Genomic DNA, 15,064 nt, shown 5'->3' on the forward strand with positions numbered 1-15,064 from the left:
ATTTTAGTACAAGGCTATCTTTTTAGTTAATTCACCAGCGGAAGTTTTTATTTTTACAATATAGACTCCTTGTGGAAGTTGTTTTACTTCTAAAGTAGTTTTGTCTTTCCATTCTTTTAATTCAGTTCCAAAAGTGTTGTAGAGTTGAACAGAAGAAACTGACATTGAATGATTTTTAACGATTTCAATGGTTTTGTTTTCTGGGTTGTATTTTACGAAAATATCTCTTTCGGTGATGCTTTCGGTTGATACTGTCTCTTGCGACTTGAAAGCAATGTAGAATCTGTTTGTATACAGACCTTTATTTAAGTTCAAGGCTATTGGAGTATCAGTCAATTCAACTTCAGAGTTGTCTAATTTGTCGATTAAATAAACTGGTCTATCTATGTTTATTTTTTCATCGGCCATAAGATACGATACTCCATCATAGTCCATCTTTACCGTAATAGGGAATTCTAAATCATCTTCAATTTCTTGGATTCCTGTAATCACATAGGCGGGTCTTAGATTGTCAAATTTGAAATAGACATCCGTGTCATAAAGGTCAAAAACCTGACTTTCGAAGCCTTGATCATAATCAAATGAGTTTCCTTTATTGAATGAAACCGCAATTTGTCTATGGTAATCAATGTTTTCGTTGTTGGTGTAGTCAAATCCTACTTTAAGAACTGGTGTATTATTGATGACTTCTAAATTTTTTGATTTTTTAGTTTTTTCTTTGAAAAATACAGAGTTAGCACCAAGTGTTTCGTATACGCGCTGGTTGTTGCTAAAGGTTATTGTACCCGAATTATCTCCGGCTTTTAAGAAGAATCCTTGTCCTACTGGTATATATCTTTGTGGAGCAGTATATGTCGCTCCCCCTAGACCAGCTGTGCCATCAATCGGTTCAGGAGCAGCTACACCTGCATTTTTGTTTAGAGTACCATAGCCACCTTGGTATTGGCTTTGCGTGTGGTTTCCACCATCTCCAGTGTGTTCCCAGAAATACATAGTACCTGCAATAGGGTTGTCATCAAAAAACTGATCTGCATCTAATGCAGAAGGGTATGGATTTCCTAAAAGAGAGTTGTGTCCTGCACTAATGGTAGTTGTAATATCTCCATCATTTGGTGTTCCAACAAATGTATAGTTTTGTGGAGCTCCTGGGCCTTTCAAAATAAATGCTTCACCTAGTTCAAGGGTACCTGTCTCTTTTTGTTGGATCCAAGAATTACCAGTTAATCCATTTATATAGCTGTAAATCCAGTAATTCGCGATTGTAATCGGTGTTGTTTGGTTGCTACCATTCAGGGTGTTGTAATTTCCATCATAAGATTGAAATGTGATGTCTAATGGTGTTGAAGTGGCTGAAGTATGCTGCGTTCCATCTTTTAAAACATCTCCTACAGTAAACGAATTACTCCCGATAGAAGATACTGGCGAGGTAATATAATTATATCGATAAACATTCTCTGCGGTAGCCATTTGGTCAATGAAGAGTTTTCCTGTACCTGTAACTTGTGAAGTCCCAGAATGTGTCTGAATTAATTGGGCATTTCCTACCATTCTCAATTCTCCATCTAATTGCAATTGTCCAGCGATTTGAAGGTAGTTATCAGTGTTGACTGTTAAAACAGATCCTGGTTTGATCCATAAACATCCAATTTCAACATTTTCTGTTAAAACAGCATGAGCACCAACGTTTGAGTCTATGGTTACCAATTCAGTGTCATCAGTATCATTTGGGGCACCGTTTACTAAACTAGAGGAACCTCCATTCCATTCACCTGTATCTTCACCTGTATCTTCATCGATAGCACCAACCCAGGTAATACCATTTACCTCTGTGAAAGTAAAATATTTAGTACCATTAAAATCAAATGTTCCACTCAATTGTGTAATCCCATTTATAGAAGTGGCAGATAATGATACAAATTCTACGTTGGTTGATAAAGATTCGTCATCGGCTACTTTCAAAGCTATTTGAATGGTAGGGCTCGTATCTAAATCATTTCTTATTGTTGTTTCCGGGGCTGCAATTTGAACGGTACCAACATTACCTGTTTCAACAACTTTCCAAACGCGGTCCATGATTTTTGAAGAACTACACAATACCGAAGTAGCAGTGCTTGTTCCTGTTTGATTGTTATTACCCCACATCAAGAAATCTTTGTCAGTTGTAAATGAATTTGCGTTAGAGGTGTTGTCGTTCGCTATAGCCCCTAGACCAATAGTTATCAAGGCATCTGAATTTATAGATTTCGATTGTTTTTGTTCGAAGTTTCTTGTTTGGTCTAATCCAATTCCGGCTACATCATTATGAAAAGTAGCATTGTCATCATAATTCCAAACAATGGTAGAACCATTCGAAAGTAGGTATGAACCCTCAGTAATATTTCCACTAGTATTCGTATTATCTAGGGTAATACCATATTTTATCGCCAGATAAGATTGAATGCTTTGTTGTTCAGCATCGGTAGGAATGTCGGCAAAAATCATTATTTCTGCAAGGTCTCCATCAAAATAATAGTCAGTAGTATTAAAATTACCTACGCCCAACGTCATATTTTGATTGTTACCTTGTACTGAATTATCTGGCGTATCTGCGTCTGCGAACCTCAGACCATTTCTGTACATTGCTTTGTTGTTGCCAGAAGGGTTGCTTGCAGAAGTACTATGGTTAAAATTCCAAAGGTAATAATTGCCATAGGTGGCGCCCCAGTCAGCATTGATATCTCCATCACTATCGTAAATTCCAAAATATAATGTATTTGAAGACCAAGGTAAATTGGTGTAGAATTCCTCTCCATTTGCAATGAATTCTTGGAATAAATAATTCTCTTCGGTGTTGGTTTTTGAAACTACGTATACCCAAAGATTGTTATAGCTATCATTGCCGAGAATTCCGCCATTGATTGTCATAGAATCGTTGATTCCATCAAATTCCATCACAGGGTTGAAGTTTACACCGTTCGAATTTAAAGTAGGATTGTTTGTCGAGCTTGTGGCATTTTTGTTGCTTCCAGATTGGTCTGTCCAAGAAGTTTCTGAGGCTTGGACGTCAGCTCTTAACCATAGCAAGTTTCCGCTACCAGCTGTAACATTTACCGTGTCATCTCTATAGTCGACATCACCACCAGTAAGCAAATCAGTATCAGAGTCAGGCAATAGAAGAGGGTCGTTGATTGATCCATTTACATCGGTGTAGTCGTTGGACGTATAGATATTACTGTCTAATCCGTTAGTTCCAATAGCGCCACTTAATGTAAGTCCAGCTTCAACAGTGTCATTAGCACCTTCGTTGTCAGAGTCAGTATCGATATAATCTGCATCAGATCCTTCTGTAATTATAGGGGTTAACCCTCCAAGATATGCCGAATTTACTCCATTGTTGTTGGTATAGGTACTTGCATCATCATTATTTGGTTCGATATAGTTATTCGTAGTTTGGGCTTCAATATTGTCAGGTATACCATCGCCGTCAGAATCTAGATCAAGGTAGTTTTTGATGCCGTCATTATCTGTGTCAAGAACAGTCCCTTCAACGGTGTCTAAAATTCCATCATTATCATCATCTAGATCAACGGTGTCATTAACTCCATCTCCGTCGTTATCACCATTGCTCAAGGCATCTCTAAAATCTACATCCCCACCAGAATTAATATCTCCATCAGAATCAGGTAAGTTTTCCGGATTATCAATGGTTCCGTTTACATCTGCATAGGTGTCATTGCTATCTATATTGTTGTCAAGACCGTTTACACCAACATTTCCTGTAAGTGTGAGTCCTGCTTCAATGGTATCGCCATCACCTTCGTTGTCTGAATCTGTGTCAAGGTAATCAGGATTGTCTACTCCATCTGTGTTTACAGGAGTTAATCCTGAAGGAAATGCGGTGTCGATACCGTTTGAATTATACACCCCATTCGGAGTAATATAACCGGCTGTTGTTTGCGCTTCGACATTATCAGGAATTCCATCTCCATCTGAGTCGAGGTCTAAAAAATTATAAATCCCATCGTTATCTGTGTCTGTAGGATTTGTAAGTGGATTGTTGTCGTTATCTAGGTTGGCGTCTTCTACTGTATCTAAAATCCCATCATTGTCATCGTCTAAATCTTCATCATTTAATATTCCATCATCATCAGTATCTGCATATCCACTAATTAAGTTGATGAAAATTGCTGAATCGAATGAGTTGTCTGTAACATCAGCAATTGCAAATTTTACATCATAAGTTTCACCAGGTGTAAGTCCAGAAACAGATGCTCTAATCTTAGTTGTAATACCATCATATTCGATAGTGATATTGCCATTTGTATTATCTGTGAAATAACTGGATTGAGTTAAATCACCACAATTAGCTACATTTCCACTAGAACCAACAGATCCATTATTTAAGTTGTTTATTGATACGGTATTTGACGTTCCTGGAACTAATGCAATATTTTGTGTCCCCGAAATTCCCGTACCGCTAACAAAATACCCAAATACATCATTAAAACTTGAACATACGTATTCGTTGTATTCTTCTGAGGCAAATTGATAGTCAATTGTGAGTACCGTTGCAAAATCGTCTAAAGTGGCTTCGAATTCAAATATAGCAGGGTCATTCATAGAACCATTTGCTAAAACATCAAGGTCTACATCTGTAGTTGATGTACCATGATTCGTGGTGCTTCCGCCAGCGTTATTTGTTGAGAAAGTTTCGTTTACGGTACCCGTAGTCATAACAATTCCTTCATCAATTTCTAATCCGATACCTTGCATGGCTCCAACGAAAGTACCGAACTGTGTTCCGTTTCCTGTGGAAATGGAAGGAGTCGAAATTGTAACACCTGGCCCCTCAATGCTACTAACAAGGTTTGCCGCGGATGCATTGTTTACAAAAGAAAATGGCACCGAAACTGTATTATCTCTATAATTTACATCTCCTCCAGAGTTCAAGTCACTGTCGGAGTCGGGTAATAATGTTGGGTCGTCTAATGTTCCATTGGGATCACTATAGTCGCCAGTACTATCATAATTGCTATCCAGTCCATTAGTACCAACAACCCCAGATAGTGCATAACCCGCTTCAACGGTGTCATTATCACCTTCGTTGTCTGAGTCAGTATCTAAATAATCAGGAAGTCCGTCATTGTCTTTGTTTAGTGGAGTTAACCCTCCCAAATAAGCAGAGTTTACACCAATATTTGCCTCGTAGGTAGACTGTATATCTGATGCTGGAGGTGTGTAACTTCCAGTCGCCTGTGCTTCTATGTTATCTGGAATTCCATCATTGTCAGAATCTAAATCTAAGTAGTCAAATATCCCATCATTATCAGTGTCTTCTGGGGTACATGAAACACTATTTTTTAATTGGTTGACTTGACCGATTGTCAAAGCAATAGGATAATGGTAAAACTCATCCATATAACCTGTAAAGAAATTAGTAGATCCTGAGCCAAATGCATTGTTCCCGTTCGTACCACCAAATCCACTAGCGTTACCATGATTTGTTAACGTGTTTTCTTGTGTGTCAACAGATCCAGATGATACACCATCTAAGTAAAGTGTTAAAATACCAGCTTCGAAGGTAGCTGCAATATGGTACCATTGATTTGTGTTGCTAATGGTAAAAGTTGGAGTTGCATACAAGGTGTTGTTCCCGTTGATTTCAGTGTTGTTGTTGATGGCACATTCTAATGTGTTGTTGTTTAATCTGATAGCGAAACCACGTCCGGTTGCACCTTCTTCAGCTAGCATTTGCTCTCCTGTAAGTGTTGTTGGGTAAATCCAAAATGAATAAGTGAAATTCGCAATTTCTTGATTCAAAAAAGTTCCATCGCTATATTGTAAAAATGTGGCTCCGTCAAATTCAAAAGATTTACTTCCTTTGATACTCGTTGCGTTGTAAAGAATGCTGCTAGGTGTGTTTTCCAGATCAAAGTTATTGATAGTTGCGTCATCAGTCGTATCATCAAAAGACCAATACGCGTCATATCCAGAGATTACTGCACAGCTGTTTTCAACTTCATCCAGAATTCCATCATTGTCATCATCTAAATCGATATCATCAGTAACGCCATCGCTATCAGTATCTGTCATAAAATAATAATAAGATGTCGATGAATTATTAATCGAAGGACTTAAATATTGATCGACAATATTTTTCCCAAATAAATATATAGAATAGTCAAAAAAGTCCTGGTTTTTTGGAGTATTCACTTCAGAAGCACTCAAAAGAAAAGGGATGTACAGTAGAATCCAAAAAAAATGGACCTTAAATGGGGTAGTTCGGGTTCGCATTAGTTCACAATTGGGGACTTAAATTTACTAATTAATCTTTTATTATTAGGTATTGCGCTGTTTTTTTTAACTTATGTTAAGTAGGGGTATTGCTAGATGTTTTAAAAGAGTATTTAGTTTTCTTTTATTTTGAGAAAATTATGGTACTTAAGAGGCATGGAAATAATAAGTTAAGGAACGATTTTACTAAGGCAGACATTAAATTTACTGGGAGTGTCTAAACATATGTTGCATACAGAAATAAAATTGATATATTTGTTTTGCTTAAATACTAACTTAAAATAAACATTATGACTACAGGATTTCATTTTTGGGATTATCTTATTTTCGTAGCCTATGCTGTCCTAATATTAGGGGTAGGGTTATGGGTTTCTAGAGATAAAGATGGTCACCAAAAAAATGCGGAAGACTATTTCTTGGCCAGTAAATCACTACCTTGGTGGGCCATAGGTACTTCTTTAATTGCCGCCAACATTTCAGCTGAACAATTTATTGGGATGTCTGGTTCTGGTTTTGCACTAGGTTTGGCAATTGCATCTTATGAGTGGATGGCCGCTTTAACATTAATAATTGTAGGGAAATATTTTCTTCCGATTTTTATTGAAAAAGGACTGTACACAATTCCGGAATTTGTTGAAAAACGATTTTCAACTAACTTGAAGACTATATTAGCTGTTTTTTGGATTGGTTTGTATGTGTTTGTAAACTTGGCTTCTGTGTTGTATTTGGGAGCGTTGGCGATTGAAACAATTATCGGAATCGATATGATTTATGCCGTGATTGGATTGTCGTTGTTCGCTGCGGCATATTCGTTATATGGTGGGCTTTCAGCAGTTGCTTGGACAGATATTATTCAAGTTGTGTTTTTAGTGTTAGGAGGTATCATTACAACCTACTTGGCATTGAATACTGTTTCTGGAGGAGCAGGAGCTTGGGAAGGAATGGTAACAGTTTTTAAAGCTGCTCCTGATCGATTTAATATGATACTTGATGAAAGTAACCCTGAGTATATGAATTTACCAGGTATCGGTGTTTTGGTCGGTGGTCTTTGGGTTGCAAACTTATATTACTGGGGATTCAATCAGTATATTATCCAACGTACATTGGCTGCGAAATCTTTGCGTGAATCACAAAAAGGTATTTTGTTGGCTGCTGCCTTGAAATTAATTATTCCTTTTATAGTTGTAATTCCTGGAATTGCTGCATATGTAATTGTAAATGATCCGGAAATATTGGCAAGCTTAGGAGAAGTTGGAATGTTGAATATGCCAGAATCTGGTGCTGCTGATAAGGCATATCCATGGTTGTTGCAATTTTTACCAACAGGTTTGAAAGGTATCGCTTTTGCTGCTTTAGCAGCTGCAATTGTTTCTTCATTGGCATCGATGTTGAATTCAACTTCAACAATTTTCACAATGGATATTTACAAACAATACATTAACAAAACTGCAAATGACAAAACAACTGTAAACGTTGGACGTTTGTCTGCTGCTGTAGCTTTGATTATTGCTAGTATTATGGCTCCTTTATTAGGAGGTATTGATCAAGCATTCCAATTTATTCAAGAATATACAGGAATCGTAAGTCCAGGTATCTTAGCAGTATTTATGTTAGGGTTGTTCTGGAAAAAAACAACGAACAAGGCTGCTATTTGGGGAGCATTACTATCTATTCCGGTTGCAGTTTTATTCAAAATGACTTCTATGCCATGGATGGATCAAATGGGATTAACAGCTTTAGCTACAATGGCAATTATTGTTGCGATTAGTTTATTGCAAAATAAAGGTGCGGATGATAAAAAAGGAATTGATTTGAATAGTGGGATTTTTAAAACATCTCCATTGTTTAATATTGGATCTTTTGCTATTATGATTGTACTTGTTGCTTTGTATGCAATGTTCTGGTAAGAATCAAAATTAAAGTTCATAAAAAAGCCACTCAATTTGAGTGGCTTTTTTATTTAATAGTCGAATGCAATTAGTTTTCTAACTCTTCTTCCAGTGCTTCGTTTACTTCGTCTTCAGATATATTATCGTCGAATGATTCTGTAGCTTCTAATGGACGATAATTTTCCGGTATTTCTTCATTTAATGGAGCCTCTTCTTCTCCATCATAATAAGGGAAAACATCTAAAATAGGCGATTCTACAACACTCGGAATTTCATAGGTGCTTACTGTGTCAGTCAAACTAGCAGCTAATACATCATAAGCATCTTTTACATCGTTTGCCTGAACTAAAATATACGAGTTTGCTTTTTTTTCTGTTCCTTTCTCTTCATCAATGGTAATATGTGATAATTTGCATTTAAACCATCGATCACCAGCTTCATTCGGACAGATCTCTGCGAAGTTTGCAACCTTAATATTCGTTATTTTAAATTCGGTTGATATGTATTGAGACATTTCTTCATTTACTCTTGCTTCTGCTTCGGTAAAAGTCATAGCATCAAATAAATAAGGTTGGTTAAATGTTTTTACTCTGTCGTCTTCGTCAATTCGGCTGTATTTGATTTTACATTCGTACCACATAATAATTTGATTTTTGTTAAAAATTAGAGGAGCAAATATAAACTATTGACTCAAATAAGTGAGTTTCAACTTTTAAAATATTTGCTAAATAATGATCAAGTTTACCACCAAGTGATAAACATAGATTCGGTCGAGTCTTCAGTGTGTTTTATCCAGATCAAAGGTGATTTCTGATTTGAAATACTATTTTTTATTTCTTCAATGCTAGATTCATATGAGGCCCATTGTGTATTTAGTTCTGGAGATATGAGCCAATTTTGTTTTTTTGGAACATGGAAATAAGAGTTTGTCCAATCTAATGAAACAAATGTATCGATGTTTAAATAGGTTCCTTTGATTGCTTTTAGGTTTATTTTTTCAAATGAAAGATTTGTCTTTCCATAGGGGATAAATAGTTGTGCTTTAAACAACAGTTTTTGTTGAATAAATTTTTCTTTCAGTTGCAATTGGTTTTTAGTTTCAGGCAAAAACAGTAAAGGAAACTGCTGGTTTGCAAGTTTATTTAATTTTTTGTGAAAGTTGTCGTTTCTATTCGGACCTATCCATTTGTCAATCTCATTTCCTGATTGACTTTCGTCGAACAAATAAAATTTGTACGCTATTTCTACATGTGTTAATTCAAGTGTTTTATTTTCTCGAAGCAAAAAATCTAGTTCCCCTATAGTTCTTTTGTCTTTTTGGATTTGAATATTTTCTAATTCAATAGTATAGCGATTAGAAAAATTTATTTGATGTTTGAAAAACTGTTCTGCTCGCTTTCCAAGCATTAAGTTGTTGTTGATTTCAGTTGGGGTACTATGGATTTCGTTTTCTAAATGAAATGCTTTTATTTGAATCAAAGAAGAGGATTCTTTGAAAATACTCGGAGTTTCTACAAAACCTTTGTATTGTAGGAATGTATCAGAAGATGTGTCCAAAATTGTTTGTTTCAACTGTAAAAATAAGGAAAGCTAACTTATGGCACGCAACTATTTATTGATTACTTTTACATTATAATTGAAGCATATGCCAGAGTTAATTAAATTATACGAACAAAACATCAATCCAAGAGAGATGCAAAAAGCGGTTGAGGTTTTGAAAAAAGGAGGATTGATCATCTATCCTACAGATACTGTATATGGATTGGGCTGTGACATTACCAATAAAAGTGCGCTTCAGAAAATAGCGCAAATCAAAGGAGTAAAATTAGAGAAGGCCAATTTTTCTATCATTTGTAAAGATTTGAGTAATCTATCTGATTATGTGAAACAAATAGATTCTTCCACGTTCAAGTTGTTAAAAAGGGCCTTGCCTGGTGCGTACACGTTTATTTTGCCTAGTAGTAAAACTTTGCCAAACGGGTTTAAAAACAAAAAAACCGTAGGTATTCGGGTGCCAGATAATGCAATTGCTGTAGAATTGGTTTCTTTGTTGGGGAATCCTATTGTATCTACATCTATTCACGATGAAGACGAGGTATTAGAGTATACAACAGATCCTGAGTTGATATATGAGAAATGGCAGTCTAAAGTTGATTTGGTAATTGATGGCGGCTATGGAGACAACCACGCTTCCACGGTGATTGATGTTACAGGTGATTCTCCTGAGGTTGTAAGAAAAGGTAAGGGAAGCTTAGATGTGTTGTAACTCTATCTTATTTTCTTAGTTGTTTTGATTTTCTAATATTTAAAATAAAGTGACTCCAAACAATACTAGTTGTGTCGTAATATTTTAAATTGTTGTGCTTGAAGGTTCTTTTCGCAAGCATTTTTCTTAGGTTTTTATAAAAGCTGATGTGTGATTTTAGAATTGCAATCATGTGTATGGGTCTTCCTTGTAATGTAAAGCGCAAGCCAGCAATCCCATCTAAAATCATTCTAATAAATACGAAAAAAAACAAGCGATTGGAAGGAAGGTTTTTTGCAAGTGAATAAAGGCTGTTTCTAAAATTCAAGAATGTTTTGTAAGAGTTCGCTTCGTTTAAAGTGGCCCCTCCAACATGATATACCATAGATTCACCGATATACTTAATATCATATCCTAAGTTGTTTGTTCTCCAACACAAATCGATTTCTTCTTGATGTGCAAAATAGTCTTCATCGAAACCTCCTAGTTGCTTGTATATTTCAGCTCTTATAAAAAAACAAGCGCCGGATGCCCAGTTTATTATGGTAGTGTCGTTATATTGTCCTTTGTCTTTTTCTAAGACATTGAAAATTCGTCCTCTGCAATAAGGATAGCCAAGCATGTCTAAATATCCTCCTGCAGCTCCGGCATATTCAAACTTTTTTTTGTTATTGAAATCTAGAATTTTGGGCTGAACGATACCCGTTTTTGAGTTGTTTTTAAATTCTTCAATTACTGGGTTTAACCAATTTTCACTTACTTCAACATCTGAATTTACAAGGGCATAGATATCGGCATCTACTTCTTTCAAAGCGTCGTTGTAACCTTTTGCAAATCCTCCGTTTTCTTTGTTTTGTATAAGACTAACTGTAGGGAAATTTTCTGTAATGAAAGCAATCGAATCATCTGTTGATGCATTATCAGCAACAATAATATCAGTTCCTGGACTGTTGTTGATGATAGATGGTAAAAACGTTTCTAGTAATTTTTTACCATTCCAGTTCAAAATGACAACTGCAATATTCATTGAAAAATATTTTTCTAAGTAGTTTGTGCTAAAAGTGCAGCTGCAAACATACTTTAAATAATTGATTCTTATAAGTAAATTAAGCGTTAAAAGTACTCTAAATAATTATTTGTAGGTAGGGATGTCTTTTAAAAAGTGATATGTTTTATTTTTCTTGTCTACTTGACAGTAGTAATGAGATAAACCATTGGTGACAATTAAATATTTTGCATCCAACTTTAAATTGTATCTAGCTATTTGGTCAAAAGTTTCTTGCGTAATTGGTACCGAAGGAGCTTTGCATTCTACAATTATTTCTGGAGTTCCATTTTTGTTGAAAACCAAAATATCTGTTCTTTTTTTTAAACCATTTAGTTTGAGTTCTTTTTCAATCGCAATAATTGAGGCAGGAATTTTTTTTTCAATTCTGAGATAAGAAACAAAGTGTTGACGCACCCATTCTTCAGGAGTTAATACGATATATTTTTTTCGAATGTTATCAAAAATGAATCGCTTATTTTCGCTACTTTTGATTTTGAAATTGCAAGGAGGCAAGTTTAAAACTGTCATAAAAACAAATCTACTGATTTTTAGAAATACATCAACAGGTCTTGCAAAATAATATAAGATGAACGAAGTAAATCAAATTGTATCTGATATAAAAAATGGCAATGCCAAACCTATTTATTTCTTGATGGGTGAAGAGTCTTATTATATAGATAAAATTTCGGATTATATCGAACAAAACGTTCTTTCTGAAGAAGAAAAAGGCTTCAATCAAATGGTTTTGTATGGAAGAGATGTGACTGTCGAAGAAATTATTTCTCAAGCAAAACGCTTTCCGATGATGGCCGAGAAAACGGTTATTATCGTTAAAGAAGCACAAGATTTATCTAGAACTATTGAGAAACTGGTTCCTTATGTAGAAAATCTGCAAGAAAGCACGGTTTTAGTAATCAACTATAAATACAAGACTTTAGACAAAAGGAAAAAGCTACATAAAATTGCATCGAAATATGGTGTAGTTTTTGAAAGTAAAAAATTATACGAAAATCAAGTTGCTGATTGGATTCGTAAAGTGTTGAACGGTAGAAATTACCAGATGGAACCGAAAGCGGCATTAATGCTTGTGGAGTTTTTAGGAACGGATCTGAGTAAAATTAGCAACGAATTAGATAAGTTGACATTGATATTGCCAGAAGGTACGATTATCAATCCAGCCCATATTGAAGAAAATATTGGAATCAGTAAAGATTTTAATAATTTCGAATTACGAAAAGCTGTGGGTAATAAAAATGTTGTCAAGGCAAATCAGATTATCAATTATTTTTCGAACAATCCGAAAAGCAATCCAACAGTGATGACAGTTTCTCTATTGAACAGTTATTTTACTCAGTTGTTAATGTATCATGGTTTACAAGATAAGTCTAAGGCGAATGTCGCAAAGAACTTGGGTGTAAGTCCTTATTTTGTTAATGATTATGTAGAGGCATCTAGAAACTATCCTATGAGAAAAGTATCTCAAGTAATTGGTTTTTTACGCGAAGCAGATGTAAAAAGTAAGGGTGTTGGCGCTTCACTTTCTCAAAATGATTTATTAAAAGAGTTATTGTTTAAGATCATGCATTAGATGCGTATTGATGTTATGTTTAAGAAATTTATTGTATTTAGTTTTCTTTTTCAATTGCTGAATATTTCGGCGCAAAGTCCTGTCAATCGATTTGATTCAAATGGTTTGAGAACGGGTGTTTGGATGAAAAAATATTCGAATGGAAATATTCGTTACCAAGGACAGTTCGAAAATGGAAAAGAGGTAGGGGTTTTTAAATTTTATTCGGAGTTTTATTCGAACCATCCATTGATAATTAAAACCTATTTGGAAGGAAGTAGCATTTGCGACGTTCAGTTTTTTACCAAAACAGGAGTCAAAGAAAGTGAAGGACGAATGCAAGATAAAAACCGAATTGGCGTCTGGAAATATTACGATACTAGCGGTAAAAATATTCTACTAGAAGAAACTTATAAGAACGGAGAATTGTCAGGTGTTCGAAAAGTGTTTTATCCTGATGGAAGCCTAACTCAAGTTAGTCATTACAAAAAGAATTTGTTAGATGGTGAATCCCTGCGCTATACTGATAAAGGAAAGTTGATTTCTCGAGTGCCATACAAAGAAGGTCAAATTCACGGAAAGGTGTTTTATTATCATAACGATGGAGTGATACGTGAGACAGGATTTTACGACATGGGAAAACGTGTTGGGAGATGGGAATTTTATATTGATGGAGAACTCGCTGGAGTTGAAGAACCAAATAAAAAGAAAGAAAAACCTGTCATTACTTTAGAGGAACTAGAGAGCAGAAAAGAAAAAAAGTCGACAAAAAAGTAACAATTGCTTCTTGTGTTATGGCTTATTTTTTTCGGTTCTGTTTGCGTATCTTTGCAGTCTTAAAATTTTTACAAGAATGAAACGTGTTGTTGTTGGACTTTCCGGAGGAGTTGATAGTAGTGTTGCGGCTTATTTGTTGCAAAAAGAGGGCTACGAAGTAATTGGGCTGTTTATGAAAAACTGGCACGATGATTCTGTAACAATCTCTAACGAATGTCCTTGGTTAGAAGATAGCAACGATGCCATGATTGTAGCTGAAAAATTAGGCATTCCTTTTCAAGTGGTTGACTTGAGTGAAGAGTACAAAGAGCTTATTGTCGATTATATGTTTCGTGAATACGAAATGGGGCGTACTCCAAATCCTGATGTTTTGTGCAACAGAGAAATCAAGTTCGATGTCTTTATGAAAATTGCTTTAGAATTAGGAGCAGACTATGTTGCAACAGGACATTATTGTAGAAAAGGAACACTTCAAAAGGATGGTCAAGAAGTATATCAATTGTTATCAGGAAAAGACACCAACAAAGATCAATCTTATTTCTTGTGTCAATTATCTCAAGAACAGTTGTCTAAAGCATTGTTTCCAATAGGTGAACTTACAAAACCTGAGGTAAGAGAAATAGCAAAAGAACTAGATTTGATTACTGCTGAGAAAAAAGATTCTCAAGGCTTGTGTTTTATTGGAAAGGTGCGATTGCCAGAGTTCTTACAACAGAAATTGCAACCAAAAGAAGGAGCCATTGTAACAGTGCCTTCAGATGCGTCTGTTTATAAAAGAGAAATTCCTGTTTTTGAATCGAAAGAAGATGAATTGGCATTCTATGCAGAAAAATATAAGTACAATAGTTCTGATGGAAAACTAGTAGGGAAACACCAAGGAGCACATTATTTTACGAAAGGTCAGCGTAAAGGCTTAGCAGTCGGTGGTACTGTTGAACCTTTATTTGTAGTTGAAACAGATGTTGTGGAAAATGTTATCTATGCAGGAGAAGGTAAGAATCATCCTGGTTTGTACAGAAAAGTGTTGTTTGTTTCTAACGAAGAACTGCATTGGATTCGAGAAGATTTAGCCTTAAAAGATGGAGAATCGTTGCAAGTTTTAGCAAGGATAAGATATCGTCAAACTCTTGAGGAAGCAACATTGTATAAAGTTTCAGAAGGGATGTATGTTGAATTTGAAAATCCTCAATCAGCGATCACCGAAGGTCAATTTGTCGCTTGGTACATCGAAGATGATTTAGCAGGGTCGGGAGTAATATCTTAAT

General features: G+C 35.4%; 10 protein-coding genes. 5 read left to right on the forward strand and 5 right to left on the reverse strand.

Annotated elements, in window-relative coordinates:
• Positions 1-3 precede the first annotated feature (3 nt).
• Positions 4-6,207 carry a choice-of-anchor L domain-containing protein gene (locus F6P99_RS12140; protein ID WP_193316072.1) on the reverse strand — a complete coding sequence of 2,068 codons (6,204 nt, stop codon included), beginning with the start codon at positions 6,205-6,207 and terminating at the stop codon, positions 4-6.
• 356 nt (positions 6,208-6,563) lie between these two features.
• Here F6P99_RS12140 and F6P99_RS12145 point away from each other — a divergent pair, with 356 nt between their 5' ends.
• Positions 6,564-8,180, forward strand: a complete 1,617-nt coding sequence (locus F6P99_RS12145; RefSeq protein ID WP_152287762.1) for a sodium/sugar symporter — start codon at positions 6,564-6,566, stop codon at positions 8,178-8,180.
• Positions 8,181-8,250: 70 nt separating this feature from the next.
• Here the strand turns inward: F6P99_RS12145 and F6P99_RS12150 are convergent, their stop codons facing one another.
• Positions 8,251-8,802, reverse strand: coding sequence for a DUF4494 domain-containing protein (locus F6P99_RS12150; RefSeq protein WP_152287763.1), 552 nt, complete (start codon positions 8,800-8,802; stop codon positions 8,251-8,253).
• A 101-nt stretch (positions 8,803-8,903) separates the two neighbouring features.
• Positions 8,904-9,719 (reverse strand): DUF1853 family protein, encoded by an 816-nt coding sequence (locus tag F6P99_RS12155; RefSeq protein ID WP_193316073.1) that lies wholly within the window; start codon positions 9,717-9,719, stop codon positions 8,904-8,906.
• Between the two features lie 88 nt (positions 9,720-9,807).
• Between F6P99_RS12155 and F6P99_RS12160 the strand changes: the two genes are divergently transcribed.
• Positions 9,808-10,428: an L-threonylcarbamoyladenylate synthase gene (locus F6P99_RS12160; RefSeq protein WP_152287765.1), complete on the forward strand. Its 621-nt coding sequence runs from the start codon at positions 9,808-9,810 to the stop codon at positions 10,426-10,428.
• Positions 10,429-10,435: 7 nt separating this feature from the next.
• Here F6P99_RS12160 and F6P99_RS12165 read toward each other — a convergent pair whose 3' ends face one another.
• Positions 10,436-11,434 (reverse strand): glycosyltransferase family 2 protein, encoded by a 999-nt coding sequence (locus tag F6P99_RS12165; protein ID WP_152287766.1) that lies wholly within the window; start codon positions 11,432-11,434, stop codon positions 10,436-10,438.
• 105 nt (positions 11,435-11,539) lie between these two features.
• Positions 11,540-11,983 (reverse strand): type I restriction enzyme HsdR N-terminal domain-containing protein, encoded by a 444-nt coding sequence (locus F6P99_RS12170; protein ID WP_152287767.1) that lies wholly within the window; start codon positions 11,981-11,983, stop codon positions 11,540-11,542.
• Between the two features lie 58 nt (positions 11,984-12,041).
• Here F6P99_RS12170 and holA point away from each other — a divergent pair, with 58 nt between their 5' ends.
• The 3 genes from holA to mnmA all read left to right on the forward strand — a co-directional run bounded on the left by holA (position 12,042) and on the right by mnmA (position 15,063).
• Entirely contained in the window at positions 12,042-13,043 is a 1,002-nt protein-coding gene (gene holA, locus F6P99_RS12175) for a DNA polymerase III subunit delta (RefSeq protein ID WP_152287768.1), read from the forward strand.
• On the forward strand, positions 13,044-13,799 hold the full coding sequence (locus tag F6P99_RS12180; protein WP_152287769.1) for a toxin-antitoxin system YwqK family antitoxin: 756 nt from the start codon (positions 13,044-13,046) through the stop codon (positions 13,797-13,799).
• 76 nt (positions 13,800-13,875) lie between these two features.
• Positions 13,876-15,063 (forward strand): tRNA 2-thiouridine(34) synthase MnmA, encoded by a 1,188-nt coding sequence (gene mnmA / locus F6P99_RS12185; protein ID WP_152287770.1) that lies wholly within the window; start codon positions 13,876-13,878, stop codon positions 15,061-15,063.
• Position 15,064: the final 1 nt, after the last annotated feature.

It is taken from the genome of Flavicella marina (genome assembly GCF_009193215.1).
Lineage (GTDB): Bacteria > Bacteroidota > Bacteroidia > Flavobacteriales > Flavobacteriaceae > Flavicella > Flavicella marina.

What these genes read in the sequence shown, in the direction of transcription:
- F6P99_RS12165 (WP_152287766.1), bottom strand. Translation starts at nt 11,434, where the DNA reads ATGAATATTGCAGTTGTCATTTTGAACTGGAATGGTAAAAAATTACTA.
- mnmA (WP_152287770.1), top strand. Translation starts at nt 13,876, where the DNA reads ATGAAACGTGTTGTTGTTGGACTTTCCGGAGGAGTTGATAGTAGTGTT.
- F6P99_RS12150 (WP_152287763.1), bottom strand. Translation starts at nt 8,802, where the DNA reads ATGTGGTACGAATGTAAAATCAAATACAGCCGAATTGACGAAGACGAC.
- F6P99_RS12170 (WP_152287767.1), bottom strand. Translation starts at nt 11,983, where the DNA reads ATGACAGTTTTAAACTTGCCTCCTTGCAATTTCAAAATCAAAAGTAGC.
- F6P99_RS12160 (WP_152287765.1), top strand. Translation starts at nt 9,808, where the DNA reads ATGCCAGAGTTAATTAAATTATACGAACAAAACATCAATCCAAGAGAG.
- holA (WP_152287768.1), top strand. Translation starts at nt 12,042, where the DNA reads ATGAACGAAGTAAATCAAATTGTATCTGATATAAAAAATGGCAATGCC.
- F6P99_RS12180 (WP_152287769.1), top strand. Translation starts at nt 13,044, where the DNA reads ATGCGTATTGATGTTATGTTTAAGAAATTTATTGTATTTAGTTTTCTT.
- F6P99_RS12145 (WP_152287762.1), top strand. Translation starts at nt 6,564, where the DNA reads ATGACTACAGGATTTCATTTTTGGGATTATCTTATTTTCGTAGCCTAT.